General features: G+C 68.6%; 14 protein-coding genes. 3 read left to right on the top strand and 11 right to left on the bottom strand.

Annotated features, from left to right (window positions below; genetic code table 11):
• Positions 1 to 11 precede the first annotated feature (11 nt).
• From ACSVC7_RS24870 to ACSVC7_RS24850, 5 genes are all read right to left on the bottom strand, one after another.
• Complete coding sequence (locus tag ACSVC7_RS24870) at positions 12 to 215, bottom strand: twin-arginine translocation signal domain-containing protein (RefSeq protein WP_448207428.1); 204 nt, start codon at positions 213 to 215, stop codon at positions 12 to 14.
• Complete coding sequence (locus ACSVC7_RS24865) at positions 205 to 870, bottom strand: TorD/DmsD family molecular chaperone (protein WP_448207429.1); 666 nt, start codon at positions 868 to 870, stop codon at positions 205 to 207. The genes ACSVC7_RS24870 and ACSVC7_RS24865 overlap by 11 nt, the downstream gene beginning before the upstream one ends.
• 110 nt (positions 871 to 980) lie before the next feature.
• Entirely contained in the window at positions 981 to 1496 is a 516-nt protein-coding gene (locus tag ACSVC7_RS24860) for a DUF3306 domain-containing protein (protein WP_448207430.1), read from the bottom strand.
• Positions 1489 to 2007 carry a DUF3305 domain-containing protein gene (locus ACSVC7_RS24855; protein WP_448207431.1) on the bottom strand — a complete coding sequence of 173 codons (519 nt, stop codon included), beginning with the start codon at positions 2005 to 2007 and terminating at the stop codon, positions 1489 to 1491. Before ACSVC7_RS24855 ends, ACSVC7_RS24860 begins: the two co-directional genes overlap by 8 nt.
• Complete coding sequence (locus ACSVC7_RS24850; RefSeq protein ID WP_448207432.1) at positions 2004 to 2603, bottom strand: biotin/lipoate--protein ligase family protein; 600 nt, start codon at positions 2601 to 2603, stop codon at positions 2004 to 2006. The genes ACSVC7_RS24855 and ACSVC7_RS24850 overlap by 4 nt, the downstream gene beginning before the upstream one ends.
• Before the next feature lie 87 nt (positions 2604 to 2690).
• Here ACSVC7_RS24850 and ACSVC7_RS24845 point away from each other — a divergent pair, with 87 nt between their 5' ends.
• The 3 genes from ACSVC7_RS24845 to ACSVC7_RS24835 all read left to right on the top strand — a co-directional run bounded on the left by ACSVC7_RS24845 (position 2691) and on the right by ACSVC7_RS24835 (position 3778).
• Positions 2691 to 3032 (top strand): hypothetical protein, encoded by a 342-nt coding sequence (locus ACSVC7_RS24845; RefSeq protein ID WP_448207433.1) that lies wholly within the window; start codon positions 2691 to 2693, stop codon positions 3030 to 3032.
• Positions 3033 to 3093: 61 nt separating this feature from the next.
• On the top strand, positions 3094 to 3318 hold the full coding sequence (locus tag ACSVC7_RS24840) for an AbrB/MazE/SpoVT family DNA-binding domain-containing protein (protein ID WP_448207434.1): 225 nt from the start codon (positions 3094 to 3096) through the stop codon (positions 3316 to 3318).
• A 10-nt stretch (positions 3319 to 3328) separates the two neighbouring features.
• The gene (locus ACSVC7_RS24835; protein WP_448207435.1) at positions 3329 to 3778 is read left to right on the top strand and encodes a type II toxin-antitoxin system death-on-curing family toxin; all 450 of its coding nucleotides are present in this window, start codon (positions 3329 to 3331) and stop codon (positions 3776 to 3778) included.
• 12 nt (positions 3779 to 3790) lie between these two features.
• Here the strand turns inward: ACSVC7_RS24835 and ACSVC7_RS24830 are convergent, their stop codons facing one another.
• From ACSVC7_RS24830 to ACSVC7_RS24805, 6 genes are all read right to left on the bottom strand, one after another.
• On the bottom strand, positions 3791 to 6931 hold the full coding sequence (locus ACSVC7_RS24830; protein WP_448207436.1) for an efflux RND transporter permease subunit: 3141 nt from the start codon (positions 6929 to 6931) through the stop codon (positions 3791 to 3793).
• A gap of 7 nt (positions 6932 to 6938) precedes the next feature.
• The gene (locus ACSVC7_RS24825; protein ID WP_448207437.1) at positions 6939 to 8078 is read right to left on the bottom strand and encodes an efflux RND transporter periplasmic adaptor subunit; all 1140 of its coding nucleotides are present in this window, start codon (positions 8076 to 8078) and stop codon (positions 6939 to 6941) included.
• A 452-nt stretch (positions 8079 to 8530) separates the two neighbouring features.
• The gene (locus ACSVC7_RS24820) at positions 8531 to 9322 is read right to left on the bottom strand and encodes a phytochelatin synthase family protein (protein WP_448207438.1); all 792 of its coding nucleotides are present in this window, start codon (positions 9320 to 9322) and stop codon (positions 8531 to 8533) included.
• Positions 9323 to 9371: 49 nt separating this feature from the next.
• Positions 9372 to 9905, bottom strand: coding sequence for a hypothetical protein (locus ACSVC7_RS24815; protein ID WP_448207439.1), 534 nt, complete (start codon positions 9903 to 9905; stop codon positions 9372 to 9374).
• A 141-nt stretch (positions 9906 to 10046) separates the two neighbouring features.
• A complete protein-coding gene (locus tag ACSVC7_RS24810; protein WP_483508774.1) occupies positions 10047 to 11888 on the bottom strand; it encodes an LIC_10190 family membrane protein in 1842 nt (613 codons plus the stop codon).
• Positions 11889 to 12071: 183 nt separating this feature from the next.
• Positions 12072 to 15218 carry a carbohydrate-binding domain-containing protein gene (locus ACSVC7_RS24805; RefSeq protein WP_448207441.1) on the bottom strand — a complete coding sequence of 1049 codons (3147 nt, stop codon included), beginning with the start codon at positions 15216 to 15218 and terminating at the stop codon, positions 12072 to 12074.
• Positions 15219 to 15448 lie beyond the last annotated feature (230 nt).

Below are 15448 nucleotides of genomic sequence, written 5' to 3'. Positions count from 1 at the left end.
GGCCCTCCCGGCTACAGGCGGTTCAGCGCGTAGAAGCGCTTCACATGGTCGGTTTCGCGGTAGCGGGACTTCACCTGTTCCTGCGGCGATTCCATGGCCTCCGCCGCACCGGGGGCAACGGCGACGGCCGCCGCCCCGGCGACGCCGAGGCCCAGGCCCTTCAGCAGGCTGCGACGTTCGATTCCGGTCTTGTTGGTCTTGTTTTCACGGTCCATGGCCCGTGTCCTCCCGCTCGTCTTGTTGTCCGGCGGCTTGCGCGAGCATCGCGAAGGCGTCGGTTTCGATGTCCAGGAACAGGCGGCCGATCGTCCCGACCGGCCGGTAGAGATCCGCCGCCTGTGCCCGTTCCAGGTCGGCGAAGAACCGGCCGGCCCAGGGGGCGAGGTGGCGGTCGTGGAACCGTTTCTGCCGGAGCAGATCCGGCGGCCCGAGCTGGCCGGAAATCAGGGCGGCCATCATCTCGGCGATGGAGGCGATGTGGTCTTCCGGCTCCACCACATCGGCGGCGCGCTCGATGCCCAGCGCCTGCATGTCCTCGCGCAGGCGGGCGAGCGGCCGGTCGTGCAGGAAGCCGGTGCGGTAGTAGGAGGCGAAGGGGACCAGCTCCCCCCGCGTGACGCCGACGAACAGGTCAAAATATTCGCGCTCCGCCCGCCGTTCGTCGGTCGCGCGGGCACGCGTTGCAAGTTCGTCGATGGCGCGGCCAAGCGGCGTGCCGTCCCCGGACAGGCCGGCGGCGGCGTCCAGCAGCGCCCGCGACGGCGGACGCGCCAAAAGCTGCGCCAGCAGCGTGTAGGCCTGCGCGCGCAGAAGGTCCGCGTCGTCGATGGGATCATGGTCGTCAACAGCCTGATCGGCGTACCTCGCCATGCCGCCTCCCCGCATCGCCCCGCCGTCGTCCGGTTATGCTCCGGCTCGTTCCAGGACAACACGGCGGGCCGAGGAAAGTTGCGCGGCCCGGCTTTCGCTGGGCGTTGGAGTTACGACGAAGGGAGCGACCTCTCTCCCTCTCCCCGGAGGGGAGAGGGAACGTCCTCCGGGGCTTCTTCACTTTCCGCTTCTGTGCTCGCGACCAGGGGTGCCGCCTCCGGAACGGGTTCCTTCACCGGGTCCTCGCCGACGATGCTTTCGACCATGTCGAGGATCTTGTCGGTGGGCAAAAGCTGGGCGTAGCCGGGGGCGTTGCAGTCCCAGTCGTACTCGGCGAAGCCCCGGAAATTCGCGATCACCGGGTCGCTGACCCAGGCCTTGCGGAGCGCCATCAGGCGCAGTTCCTGCGGCACCTCCGGGGCGAGGAAGGCGGTGTAGTCGCTGTCGGCGCCCAGGCTTTCCACCGGAGGCAGGGTGGCGGGGTCGAAGGGTTCGGGCGCTTCCTCGGCAACGGGGTTCGTGGCGGGTTCCGCCGGTTCCTCGGCGGGGGCCTCGGGCGGTGGCTCCTCGCGGGCTTCGCGCTTCAGGCGGGACCAGCGGGACAGGAAGGGTTCGTCGTCAGCCATGCTTGTTCTCCGGTCGGGACACCGGGCGGCGGGTGGCCAGAGCCTCGGGGTCGGCGCGGTCGCGCTGGCGCTTGTAGAAGGGGCGGTCGATGTAGTGGCGGGCCACGAAGTCCTGCATCCAGGCGGCGAGGTCGGCGGGCAGGGGCAGCGCCTCGATCAGGTCGTCGCCCGCGTCGGAATGGGCGTCCACCTCGCCGGGATCGGCCGTGACGGCGTGCAGGCGCAAGCCCGGCTCCTCCGCGCAGCGCCGCAGGATGACGTAGAGCGACGGGCGGGCGCTGGCGAGGTTCTCCTTGTAGTTTTCGGCCTCCGTGGGGTGCAGGGCGACCTCCGCCGTCCCGGCGTAATAGTCGGTGCGGTCGGGGCTTTCGGCCAGCACGGTCCAGGGCGCGCGGTCGGGCAGGGCGGGCAGCAGCCCGACCACGCGCCAGCGCGCGTCCACCCACGGGTTGTCGATGCGCTGGCGTTCCACGACGACGCCGACGCTGCGGCGTTCGGAACAGTCGGTCATGGCGGCTCTCCTTCGGTCCGGCGGCGTTCCACGACGCGGCGCACCGGCGCGAAGCCGGCGTCCTCCCAGATGTCCATCCAGGACAGGAAATGGCGGGCGAAGCTGTCCAGCAGGTCGGGCGCCTCCACCTCGCCGAAGCCTTCCTCCCGCAGGCAACTGCGGTCGGGGTGGCGGCCGGGGTCGGGGTCGTCCGGATCGCCGAGCACGTTCAGGCTCGCGCCGACCACCGCCCAGTCCGGCGTGTCCCCCTTCGGGATTTCGGGAGCGGCGAAGCGCACCGCGCCGACCAGGGCGCCGTTCAGCCGCACGCGGTCGTCCGGGTCGAAGGCGATGGCGAGGTTCGGCGGCCCCAGCGCCTCCAGCGCATCGGCCAGCGCGGCCAGCGCCACGGCGGTGACGCCGCGCGTTTCCGACAGCGGGCGGTCCGGCCCCAGCACGACCGCCAGCTCCAGGCGGTCGCGCCGGGGTTGCCAGATCAGCGTGCCGGCTTCCTCCCCCTCGGCGGCGAGGCGGGTAGCCGTGGCGAAGGGGTCGCCCTCCGCCATGGGGCGGGGGGTGAAGACGGGGGGAAGCGTCGGGGTGTCGGGCCTGTCCATAGGACAAGAAACGCTTCGGCGGGAGACTTGGTGCCCTCGCGTGTTGTTCGAAGGGAAAGCGTTGCCGTTTCTGGAAGGAGATGTCCCGTGCGCGCCGTTCTTCCCTTCGCCGCCGTTCTGATGATCGCCTCCGCCGCCTTCGCCCAGGATGCGGCGACCAAGGGCGCCGTCGCCAACGATCCCGCCGTGAAGCAAAGCCAGGAGCCCGAGCCCAACGCCCAGGGCGTCCGCACCCCGAAGGCGACCACCAGCGGCGCCACCCAGTCCGCCGAGTTGCAAGAGGCGCTGTCCGCCGTGCGCGCCGCCCCGCCGGACCTCCAGGGCAACAAGATGCCCCGCCCCAACTGGTTGGCGAGCGAACCCGACCAGCCGAACGAGCCCTCCCGTTCCCAAAACCCGTCCGATCTGAGCAGCCAGGAAGTGAAGTGACAGGCTTGACGTCATAACGGACGTTCTTACATACTGCCGTCCGCTGAGTGTGGAGGCTTCGATGCACACCACCAAACTGACCAAGGTCGGCAACTCTACGGGAGTGACGCTGCCGCGCGACGTTCTGGCCGCCGCCGATCTTCAGCGCGGCGATGCCGTGGCGGTGGAGGTGCGCGACGGCCGCATCGAGATCTCGAAGGCCGGCGACACCTACAACCAAGCCATGGATGTGGGCCGCCGCTTCGCCGCCCGCTACCGGCGCACCATGGACATCCTGTCCAAGTAGGCGCCCCCTGGTGAAGGATCAGGCGAAGGAACAGGTGGAAGAACAGCCGACCGTCCAGGGGCGCCCCTACGTCAACCCGCCGCTCCAGGCCGTTCTCGACCTGCACGGCGAATTGCTGGCGGAACATGGCGGAGCCTATGGACTGCGCGATCCGGGGGCGTTGGAAGCTTCCCTGGCGCGCCCGTACCAGCTCATCGCCTATGGCGACGAACGGCTGACCATCTTCGATCTGGCCGCGGCCGTCTGCGCCAGCGTCTGCCGCAACCATCCCTTCGTGGACGGCAACAAGCGCGCGGGCTTCGTCGCGCTCGGCCTCCTGCTCGGGCTCAACGGGTTTGAGCTGGACGCGGCGGAGCGCGAAGCGGCGGACATGGTCCTGGCGCTCGCCGCCGGCACGCTGAGCGAAGAGACCTTCCGCGACTGGGTCGCCGACCGCGCCTTTGAAGTTTCCGAAGACTGACCGCAGGCCTCCTTACTCCGCCGGGGTAGGGCGCATTTCGCCGCCTGTGGCATGGCTCCGCGGGCGCAGGCGTTCGGTCAGGTGCTGGAAGGCGACGAACAGGACCGGCACGAAGATGATGCCGACCACGGTCGCCGCCGTCATGCCGCTGAACACCGTCGTGCCGATGGACCGGCGGCTGGCGGCACCGGCGCCCGACGCGACCAGCAGCGGCACCGCGCCCAGGATGAAGGCCAGGGCGGTCATCAGCACGGCGCGGAAGCGCTGGCGGGCGCCGGTCACGGCGGAGTCGATCACCGGATGGCCGGCGGCGCGCTGCTCCCGCGCGAACTCCACGATCAGGATGGCGTTCTTGGCGGCGAGGCCGACCAGCAGGACGAGGCCGATCTGCGCGTAGATGTCGTTGGGGATGCGGGCGATGGTCAGGCCCAGCCCGGCGCCCAGCACGGCGATGGCGACCGACAGCAGCACGGCCATGGGGATCAGCCAGTTCTCGTACTGCGCCACCAGGAACAGATAGCCGAACATCACCGCCAGCGCGAAGATGACGATGGTCTGGTTGCCGACGCGGCTTTCCTGGTAGGACAGGCCCGTCCACTCCGTGGCGTAGCCCGCCGGCAGTGTCCGGTTCGCCACGTCCTGCATCGCGGCAAGCGCCTGCCCGGAACTGCCCCCCGCCCCCGCCTGCCCGTTGACGGAGGCGGAGAGGAACTGGTTGTAGCGAATGATGCTGTCGGGGGCGAGCGTGTTGCGGATGCTGACGATGCTGCGCAGCGGCACCATCTCCCCCGACGCGCCGCGGACGTAGAGCTGGTCGATGGCCTGCACCTGATCGCGGTATTCGGCGGCGTCCTGCACCTGCACTTGGAAAACGCGGCCGTAGAGGTTGAAGTCGTTGACGTAGCGGGACCCCAGATGGGCCTGCAACGTGGTGAACACGTCCCCCGGCGAGACGCCCAGCAGCGCCGCCTTGGTGCGGTCCAGGTCCACGAACAGGTGCGGCACGTCGGGGCTGAAGGTGCTGAAGACGGCGGACAGGCGCGTGTCCTGGTTGGCCGCGACCAGCAGCCCGCGCAGCACGGCCCCCAGCTCCTGCGGGGATTGCCCGCCCAGCGCCTGCACTTGCAGGTCGAAGCCGCCGGTCCGGCCGAGGCCGGGGATGGAGGGCGGGTTGAAGGCGATGATGTTGGCCCGGGGCACCGCCGCCATCTTCGGGCGCAAGGCCCCCAGGATGGCGTCCACCTGCTGGTCCGTCGGACGCTCGGCCCAGGGCTTCAGCACGGCGATCTGCAAGCCGACGTTGGAAGCGGCACCGCTGAGGATGCTGTAGCCGGACACGGCGATGACGTGGGCCACCCCCGGCGTGTTGCGCAGAAGGTCGGTGACCTCGCCCATCACCTCCTGCGTGCGGCCGAGCGAGGCGGCGCTGGGAAGCTGCACGTTGACGAAGAAATAGCCCTGGTCCTCCGACGGCAGGAAGGCGCCGGGCACGGCGCGCAGCACCAGAAAGGCGCCGACGCACAGCGCGGCGAAGATCCCCAGCCCGATCACCAGCTTGCGCGACAGCCAGCCGACCAGCGAACCGTAGCGGTCACGCACCCGGTCCAGCCCCGTGTTGAAGGCGCCCAGCACCCGCCAGGGCCGCCCCGGCGGGCGCAGCAGCATGCCGCACAAGGCCGGTGTCAAAGTCAGCGAGACCATGCCGGAGATCAGGAAGGCCACGGTGATGGTGACCGCGAACTGCCGGTACAGCGCCCCGGTGATGCCCGGCAGGAAGGCCACCGGCACGAACACCGCCGCCAGGACGAGGGTCGAGGCGACGATGGCGCCGGTCACCTGCTGCATGGCGACGGCGGCGGCGGAAGGGGCGGGCTGGTCGGGGTGCTCCTCCATCACGCGGCGGACGTTCTCCACCACCACGATGGCGTCGTCCACGACGAGGCCGATGGCCAGCACCAGCGCGAACAGCGTGATGGTGTTGGCGCTGTAGCCCAGCGCCAGCAGCACCGCGAAGACGCCGATGATCGACACGGGGATCGCCAGCGTCGGGATCAGCGTCGCCCGCCAGTCCTGAAGGAAGACGTAGATGACCACCACCACCAGCAGGAAGGTGATGCCCAGCGTCAGCACGATCTCCTCGATGGTGGCGCTGACGAAGTTGGTGGTGTCGAAGACGACGGCGTATTTCAGCCCTTCGGGAAAGCGCCCGGACAGGCGCTCCAGCTCCGCCCGCACGGCCTTCGCCACGTCCAGCGCGTTGGCGTCCGGCGACTGGTAGACCACCATCGTCGCCGACGGGTCGCCGTCCAGCTTGGAGGTGGAGGTGTAGCTCTGCGCTCCCAGCTCCACGCGCGCGATGTCGCCCAGCTTGACGAGCCCGCCGTTCTCGTTGGTGCGCACGATGATGTTGGAGAACTGCTTTGGATCGTCCAGCCGGCCGCGGGCGAGGATGGTCAACTGCTGCTGGCCGTCGGGCACCGGCGGCGCGCCGATCTGCCCGGCCGAGGCCTGGAGGTTCTGGTTCTGGATCGCGGCCACCACGTCGGACGCGGCGATGCCCAGCGCGGCCATGCGGTTGGGGTCCATCCAGACGCGCATGGCGTAGGTCAGGGCGCCCAGCACCTGAGCGTCGCCCACGCCCTTCACCCGCGCGATGGCGTCGCGCAGGTTGATGCTGGCGTAGTTGGAGATGAAGATCGGGTCGAACTGCCCACCCGGCGAATAGACGTTCACCGCCATCAGCATGTTGGTGGACTGCTTGCGCACGGTGACGCCCTGGCGCGTGACCTCCGGCGGCAGGGTCGGGGTCGCCAGCGACAGGCGGTTCTGCACGTTGATGGCGGCCAGATCCGGATCGGTGCCCGGCGCGAAGGTGACGGCCAGCGTGTAGGCGCCCGTGTCCGTGCTGGTGGAGGACATGTAGAGCATGCCCTCCACCCCGTTCACCTGCGCCTCGATGGGGGCGGCGACGCTGTCGGCGACCACCTGGGCGTTGGCGCCGGGGTAGCTGGCGGTGACCTGCACCGACGGCGGGGTGATCGGCGGGAACTGCGCCACGGGGATGAACAGCATCGCCAGCGCCCCCGCGATGGTCACCACCAGCGCGATGACGATGGCGAGGTTCGGGCGCCGGATGAACAGGCCGGAGAACATGATGCCCTTACCCCTTCGGCTGTTCGGCGGTCTGCGTGGCGGGTGCCGGCTGCACGGCCATGCCGGGGCGGACCTTCTGCACGCCGTTGACGACGATGGTTTCCCCGACCTCCAGCCCCTTGCGGACGGCCATCTGCTGTTCGAGCTGCGGCCCCGGCTCGATGGGGCGTCGCTGCACCCGGTTCTGCTCGTCGAGCACGAGGACGTAGCTGCCCTGCTGGTCCTGCTGGATGGCGGAGACGGGGACCACCGGCTGCTCCTCCCGCTGGGCCGGGCGGATCAGCACGGTTACGTACTGGCCGGGCAGCAGCAGGCCGTCGGGGTTGGCGAATTCCGCATAGACGGGGATGGTGCCGGTCTGCGGGTCGATGCGGTTGCTGACGAAGGCCACCTTGCCCTTCTCCCCGTACTCCGAACCGTCGGCGAGCCGCAGGCCGGGCACGAAGTCGTTGACCCGCTCGGCCGGGGTGCGGCCGGGGGAGGCCCGCTGGGTCTGCAGAAGGTCGCGGTCGCTGACCGAGAAGACCACGCGGATGGGGTCGAGCTGCACCACCGTGGTGAGCGGCCCCGTCGACGGGTTGACGAGGTTGCCCTCCGTCGCCACGGTCGCGCCCACGCGCCCCTTCACCGGGGAGGTGATGTGGGTGTAGCCGAGGTTCAGCTCCGCCTGCCGCAGCTTGGCCTGGGCCTGCATGATGTCGGCGGCCGCCGTCTCCCGCGCGGCCTGGGCCTGATCCACGTCGGCCTGGGAGATGTTGCCGCGGGTCCGCAGCTCCTGCGCGCGCTGGAAGGCGCGCTCAGCCTCCCGCTGCTGCGCCTGGGCGCGGGCGAGGTCGGCCTTGGCGCTGTCCACCGCCGCCTGATAGGGCGCCTGCTCGATGACGTAGAGCAGCGTGCCGTCGCTGACGGTCTGCCCTTCCTGAAAGGCCACCTGCTCAATGATGCCCTCCACGCGGGCGCGCGCCTGGAAGTCGCGGATCGCCTGGACGCGCCCGATGAACTCGCTGGTCGGCGTGACGTCGCGCTGGCGCACGACCTCCGTCGTCACCGTTGGCGGCGGACCGCCGGGAGGCTGCTGGGCCTGACCCTGTTGCGGAAAAAGGACGAGGAGGCACGAGGCGGCGAGAACAGCGTGAAGGCGATGCATGGACAGGATTCCCGGAAGGCCGTGCCACCGAGAACAGGCCGGAACGCGCTTGGGTTCATTGGGCTGCTGAAAAGGGACTCGTCAGGACTATCGCGCTTCAATTCCTTGGCCCGGCGGAACCGGGCTACGGGATGCACAGATGTTGCGTGTGCGGTAAGCGGTTGAGCCACCTTGGAAAAGCCCCTCTCCCTCGAGGGGCGCGCCGCCGGAGGACGCCAAAGGCGTTCGCAGGCAAGCGTGGTCGGGGTGAGGGTGGTTACGGGCGGCAGCCCGGAAAAATCGCCACTATGCCTGCGTTTATAGCCCCTGGCGGGGCTCCCCCTCATCCCAACCCTTCTCCCCCGGAGGGGAGAAGGGCTATCCGCAATGCCTCATCAATGACTTACCGCACCAGCGAAATCTGTGAATGCCGTAGCCGCGGAGCCGGGCCAGGGCATGAGGGTGCTCTCACGTCAACCCGAGACGCCGGTGCGCAGGCGCACCCGGATCAGCCCACTGCCCAGGGGGTCGGCGCGGTCGGGCTTGGCCATGGCTTCCAGAAGCTTTTCGTCGCTGGACCAGTAGGGCACGTACCACGCCCGGTCCACGTCCATGATCAGCACGCGCCGCGTCGTCGCGTCGTAGGCGCCGAGCGGGGCGATGTGGCCCACCATGGCGTCGCCGGTCAGGGTGCCCTGGTCGTAGGCCAGCAGGATGATGTCGCGGCTGCTGCGCTCGTTTTCCGTCAGAATGCGGCGCAGCTCGGCCAGCGTCTGCGGGGAGGTGTCGCGGGCGCGGAAGACCTCCACATCGGCGTCCAGCCCGAAGGCGGCGACCGCGCGGCGCACGTAGCCCTCGAAGTCGGTGAAGGAGACGCCGTCGCCGTTCTCCGCGCTGGCGGTCTTCCAGAGGTCGTCGTCCACCTCGTTCAGCACGCGGTTCTGGGTGACGACGCGCTCGCTCGCCAGGGTGGGCAGGCCGCGCAGCGCGTTGATCATCATCGCCACGCTGGCGACGGAGCAGGCGCTGCCGGTCTGCTGGGGGACGTAGTAGGGCATCAGCGCCCAGAAGTCCGGCGCCTCGGCCCGGCGCAGATAGTCGCGGTCCACCGTCATGGGCACGGCGTCCGGGCCGAACTTGGGCTTGGTGTCCAAGGTCAGGGCATCCTGCGCCCAGGCGGGATGGAACGGGGCGGAGGCCGGAAGGGCAAGGGCGGCGCACAGGGCGAACAGCACGGCTCGCATCGGGATTTTCACACGCTTCATCGAAATGGGATCGGTCAATACGGGCTCTTTGCGGGCTCGCCCCAACGCGTTACCCCGGCGGGGCGCTCCTCGATATGGTGCGCTGCGGCACGAGGGCCAAGCAATTCTGCACGATCGGGGCGCAGGCGCCTCGTGACGAAGCGCGGTAGACGAGCTGCTGCACCACGCCGCCTTCCAGGGTAAAGGTGGCCTCGCACCGCTCGTCGCGGATGTCGCCGGGCACGGGCGGGTAATAATCCCAGGGATCGTAGTCCAGGCCGCCGTGCCAATGGTGGCCCCAGGGATGGCCCCAGGGGGAGCCCCAAGGATAGCCAATGGGCGGCGGAGGCGCGTAGTAGGTGATGGAGCCGGTCCGGTAGCTCAGATACTCCAGCGTGCCGCTGGAGGCCTGCCGCTCCGGAGCGCCGGCGCAGGAGAACAGAGTGCCCTTGGGCATGCCGACCAGCGCGCTCTGCGCCGCCAGCGCGGCGTCGGCGCCGGGATCGGCACAGGCGGTCATGGCGAGCAGGGCGGCAAGTGGGGCGCTGGCCGCCAACCGGGGAAAGCGGACGAGGGAGCATCTGAAGGGGCGTCGAGGAAACACGGTCGGAACCTCCTCCCCTGGGGAATACTCCATAAGAACAGCGCCCGCCCGTGTTTTGATCCCGGCCTTCGGGACCACGAAAGGGACCATGAAAAAAGCCGGCCGGGGCGGAGCCTCGGCCGGCGGACGGGGGCGGCGTCCTTACGGCTGCTGGCGGAGGACCATGGTCCACCACATCCAGCGGTCGATCACCAGCCCCGGGTTTCGGGACGGCGTGCAGGGGCGCGGCGCTCCCCAGCACTGGTCGCCGGTGACGGGCGAGTGGAAGGTGATGCCCTGGCCGTTCTGCCAGTCGGCCAGTTCGACGGCCGGGATCTTCGGCCATTCGCGCGTGTAGACCTGTTCCTCGGAAATCCGGTCGGCCAGATCCTGGGCCGGCAGGAACAGCAGGTAGGCTCCGGCCGCCGTCACTAGCGGGGCCAGCCAACGCAGCCGGACCGACTGGGCGTCGGGCAGGCGGATGGCCGGCAGGGGCAGGTTGGGCAGGCGGAGCTTCGGCAGGGCGATGGCCGGCAGCGGGATGGCGGCGAGGCGGTCGATCACCCGCTTGCCGACCAGCAGCACGAAATCGAACGGGGCCAGCAGGGACAGCAGCAGGAAGGGCAGGGCGACCAGGAAGCCTTCGCCATAGCGCAGCAGCGGGGCCGTCGCGAACCAGAACAGCAGGCCGAGCGTCACGGTCACCAGCAGCCCGGCCCGGATGCGCCAGGTCTGGTTGGCGGAAGCCGGCAGCCGGCCGGTGCGGCCCAGCCACCAGAGCAGCGCCGTGACGGGCGCGGCGGCCGCCGCGGCCAGATACACGTCGGCCAGATCCACCATCACCGGATCCTGAAGGAGCTTCGGGACCCAGTCGTTCAGCCAGTCCCACGACCCCAGCACCTTGTCCGGCGTCACGCCGGGAAGGCGCGCCCAGCTCCGCATCCACAGCCAGTCGTTGGCGGCGATGTCGGTCCCGACGGCCCAGGGGATGCCCGGCAGGCAGCTCGCCCCCGACGGGAAGGCAAGGCAGCTCGACGTCAGCACGCCGCGGACCAGCATCACCACGAAGATCGCGCCGGCCAGAAGCGCCGGCCCGGCCAGCAGACGGCGCAGCCGTCCCCACCATCCCGGAAAGGCGAACAGCAGCAGCAGCGGCACCAGCCCGACCATCATCTGCGACAGCTTTACGGAAATCGCCATGGCCGCGAACACCGTGGCGAGCCCGAGCCGGACATCCCCCACCGTGTCGGCCTTCGGGTCCGCCGCCGGGGTGTTCTTCAGGGATTCCACGCCCAGGGCGAAGACGTAGAGCACCAGCAGCGTCGTCGGCAGGTCGGTGTTCGGCGTTCCCGAAAGCCGGTTCGCCATCACCGTTTCCAGCAGCACCCAGACGACCCCGCCGCCGAACAGGGCGCCGGACAGCCGGCCGTCGAGGAAGGCCGCCGGGATCCGCTGCGCCAGCGCCGCGATGACGAGGCCATAGGCCACCACGTTGCAGGCGAAGGCGCCGGCCACCTCCATCAGCGGAAGGCCGGAGGCGGCGGCCAGCGGGAACCACATCGAGTTGTAGCCGAACCGATGGTGGATGTTGGCCAGCCCGACGACGAAGGGATCGTCCTGAAGCTGAAGGATGGTCTGGAGATGGTACAGGCCGGTGTCGTAGTGGGACGCGCCGTTGTAGACGCTCCATGCCCCCATCACCACGAAGGGCGGCACGACCAGAAGCGGCGGCACCCAGGCCCACAGCGGGTTCCCGCCGGGCACGAGGTGGCGCAGGTCCCGCCACAGCGCCGGAAAGGCCAGCATCCCCACGGGGATCGTCAGATAGGCGACGTATTTCAGCGGCGCCAGGAAATGCAGCGAGCCGGCGATGATCATCATCACCGCCATGCCGAGAAGGCCGAGATCGCCGACTGTCAGGCTTCCCGGGCTGGCGTCCCGAAACAGAAGTCTTCGTGCAAACAGGCCGTACCCGATAAACGAAAGCGCCAGCACGCAACTCACGACGACAACGAAAACCACGGCCCTGCCTCTCGGATATGCCAAACGGCGTAACCCTAGAAAAGCAAAGAAATCAAGTCAACTGCCCGACAAATACGAATGGGTTTTGACACGGCTTTTTCGGCGGGACTTTTCGGCGCGGCGCGGGGCCGGGCGCCGCGAAAGCGGGCCGGCCCCTTGGCCGCATCACACGTCCCAGAAGTGCGGCATGGCGTCGGTCACGGCGTAGCCGTCCACCCCCATCTTGCCCCAGGCCAGGTCATGAATGCCCATGCCGAAGGCCGGGGAGCCGGGCTGGAGCGAATAGTCGCCGTAATAGGCATTGGTGAACAGCGGCTTGGCGACCATGTCGGCGTCGCCGTATTTCGGCACGTTGAAGACGAGGTTGTGGTCGATCACCGGGTTGCCGGCGGTCAGCAACTCCAGATAGTCGTCCAGCGGCAGCGTCCCGGCGACCAGATTGCCGGTGATCGTGTTGTTGCGCGGCAGGCCGGCGTCGCCGTGCACCGGCGCCCATTCCACGCGGATGAAGTCGTGGTTGTTGGCGTCGATGATGGAGAAGTTGTTCGAAACGACGTTGTTGTCGCCGCCGTGGATCTGAACCCCCGCCCAGCCGGTGTTCTTCAGGAAGTTGTCGGCGACCGTCACGCCGCCGGCCATGTCGTCCAGATAGATGCCGAAGCCCTTCTGGCCGTAAATCCACTGGTCGGTGTTGCTGGTGGCGAGGCCGCTGGTGTTTTCCACCCAGTTGCCGCGGATGATGGTGCCGGTGTCCACGCCGGACCGTCCCAGCACCTCGATCCCGCCGCCGTCGGCCGTCTCCAGCCCGGTGTTGGTGACGTGGTTGTACTGGATGACGTTGTTGTGGTTGATGTTCGTGGAGTCCCAGTTCTTCAGCGAAATGCCGTAGCGCGCGCTGGAGTCCACGTCGTTGTTGGAGATGACGTTGTCGTCCACGCCGGTGCCGATGATGCCGGCCACGGCCTTGCGCACCTCGCCGATGTGGGCGATGTCGTTGGCGTAGATGCTGTTGGCGTTGCTGCGGCCGTCCAGCTCGATCCCGTTCACCGCCAGGTGGTCCAGCGTGTTGCCGGCGATCAGGTTGTGGCTCGACCCCGCCGTCAGCTTGATCGCCGTGCCGACGTTGAGGAAGCTGTTGTTGCCGATGTGGTTGTTGGACGCGTTGGTCAGCTCCAGCGCGTTGCCGCCGGTGGTGCCATTGGTGAAGCCCAGCCCTTCCACCGTCACGCCGCTCGCCCCGTTCAGCCGGACCAGCGTGCCGAGCCGCGCTACCTCCACGCCGTCCTGCGCGAGGTGGGCGGGGTCGGCCGGCTTGAAGACCAGATGCCCGTCCGACGCCCGCCACGCGAACTCGCCGGTCTGGTTCACGAAGGCCGGGTTGTTCAGCAGCTTGTAGGTGGATCCGTCGGTGAAGGGCAGCGAGGCGCCGTTCTTCAGGATGATCTGGTGGGTCGTCGCGTCGATGCTGGCCACGTCGGTCAGCGTGTCGGACAGCCGTTCGGTGTCCATCACCTGGATCTTGGTGCCGGGCGCGACGTCGGCGGCGGAGATGTCGCCGGTGTGGTAGCGGATGGCCCAGCCGCTTGGGCCGCCGGCTCCGTCGTCGGCGAAATACCAGCCGGAGGTCGGGTCGGCCGTGTCGAACAGGGCCTTTTCCGCCAGATGCTGCCGCACGCCGCCGATGGTCAGGTCCAGGTCGGACGCCGTCGCCAGCTTGGCGGAATAGATCCCGTTGCCCTCGCTGGTGACGTTGGTGACCACCTCGCCGCCGTCCAGGACGGGCTTCTCGCCGGGGTAGTTGTGGAAGCTGTGCCCGTTGTCGAGCGCCGTCAGCTCCAGCGTCTTGGTCAGGTGGTAGGTGCCTTCGCGGACGTAGGTCGTGTCGATGCTGCTGGTCCGCATGGCGTCGCGGGCGTGCTCCAGCGTCGCGAAGGGGCCGTCGGTGCCGTCGGCGTTGGGGGCCGCCAGCTTGCCCGACCAGCTGTCCTTGCCGTTGGCCGCCACGTAGAAGGCCGGCGCGGTCGGGGCCGGCGGCGGAGGCGGCGGGGCGGGCTTGAACAGGTCGGCCGAGGCGTCGACGTTCAGCGCGCCGCCCCAGTACAGCCCCTCCTGCCCCTTCACCACGTCCTTGCCGTCCACCACGCCCTTGTCGTAGGTGACGTTGCTGTCGGTCGCGGCGACGGTGTGGCCGTTGATGGTGACCGACTTGACGTAGAGGTTGCGGTCCTGGCCGTTGACGACGCTGTCGTTGTCGTACCAGACCTGCACCTTGTGGCCCTGGGTCGGGTCCAGGTCCACCTTGAAGTCGAAAGCCGTCGGGGTGCCGGAGGTGGCGCGGCCCTCGCCGATCACCTTGCCGTCGACCAGCAGCTTGAAGTGCGGCGGCACGCCGCCGGCGGACTGGCCCCAGGCGGTGACGACGATGTCGGCGGTCGCGACGGGCGGCGGCGGGGGAGGCGGCGGCGGGGGCACGTAGGGACCGCCGAAGTAATCCTCCGGCACGCCGAAGGTCAGGGCGCCGCCCCAATAGAGCCCTTCCTGCCCGGCGACGACGAACTTGCCGTCCACCGGCCCCTTGTCGTAGGAGGCGAGCGACGAGGTCGCCTTTATTTCCTGTCCGTCGATCGTGATGCCCTGGACGAACAGGTTGCGGTCTTGGCCGTTGACGGTGGCGTCGTTGTCGTACCAGACCTGGACCTTGTGCGCCTCGTTGGGGTCGACGTCGACCTTGAAGGCGTAACCGGTGGAGTTGGTGGCGTTCACCCAGGCGTCGCCGACCACCTTGTCGTCCACCAGCAGCTTGAAGTGGGGCGGCGTGCCGTTGGCGGCCACGCCCCAGGCGTTGACGACGATCTGGCTGGTCATGGTGGCCGGGGCGGAGGGCGGGGGCGCCGCCGGGGCCGAGGCGAACAGCGTCTGCGGCAGATCGACGTTCATCGCGCCGCGCCACCACATCTCCGTCTGGCCGGCGATGACGTTCTTGCCGTCGATGTCGCCGGTGTCGTAGGTGACCGACGGGTCGATGCTGAGGATCGGCGTGCCGTTGACTTCGAACGACTTGATGAAGAGGTTGCGGTCTTCCGTCCCCACCCAGCCGTCGTTGTCGTATTGCAGTTGCAGCCGGTGAGCCTGATCGGCCGGGACCTTGGCGCTGAAGGTGTAGCGGGACAGGGACGCGGAGGCGACCGTCGTCTGCCCGATTTCCACGCCGTCCAGCAACAGCTTGAAATGCGGCCACTTGCCACCCGCCGACGCACCCCAGGCGTTGACGGCAAAGGTCACATCCATAAGACCAGTAGTATCGGAAGCCATGTCAGACCTCGTAAGACCTTCGGCAATGCTTTAGCCGGAGGTTGGTCTGACTTAATTAAGCGGGTAATAAGATATTTGGTGAATATTGTGTTAACACTGTAAAAGCCCGTGACATAAAAGAGACTACTGTGATCGTTCAAAAATGTTTGCACATCGACAAGAAAGTCTGCACATGGACAAAATAGTTTGCTCGCAGTCGAGATCAGGCTTCCCCGCGGCATGCTCACTTG

Source organism: Azospirillum mesophilum, assembly GCF_053470405.2.
The sequence above is the reverse complement of the archived record's forward strand: the minus strand, read 5'-3'. Positions and strand labels throughout refer to the sequence as shown.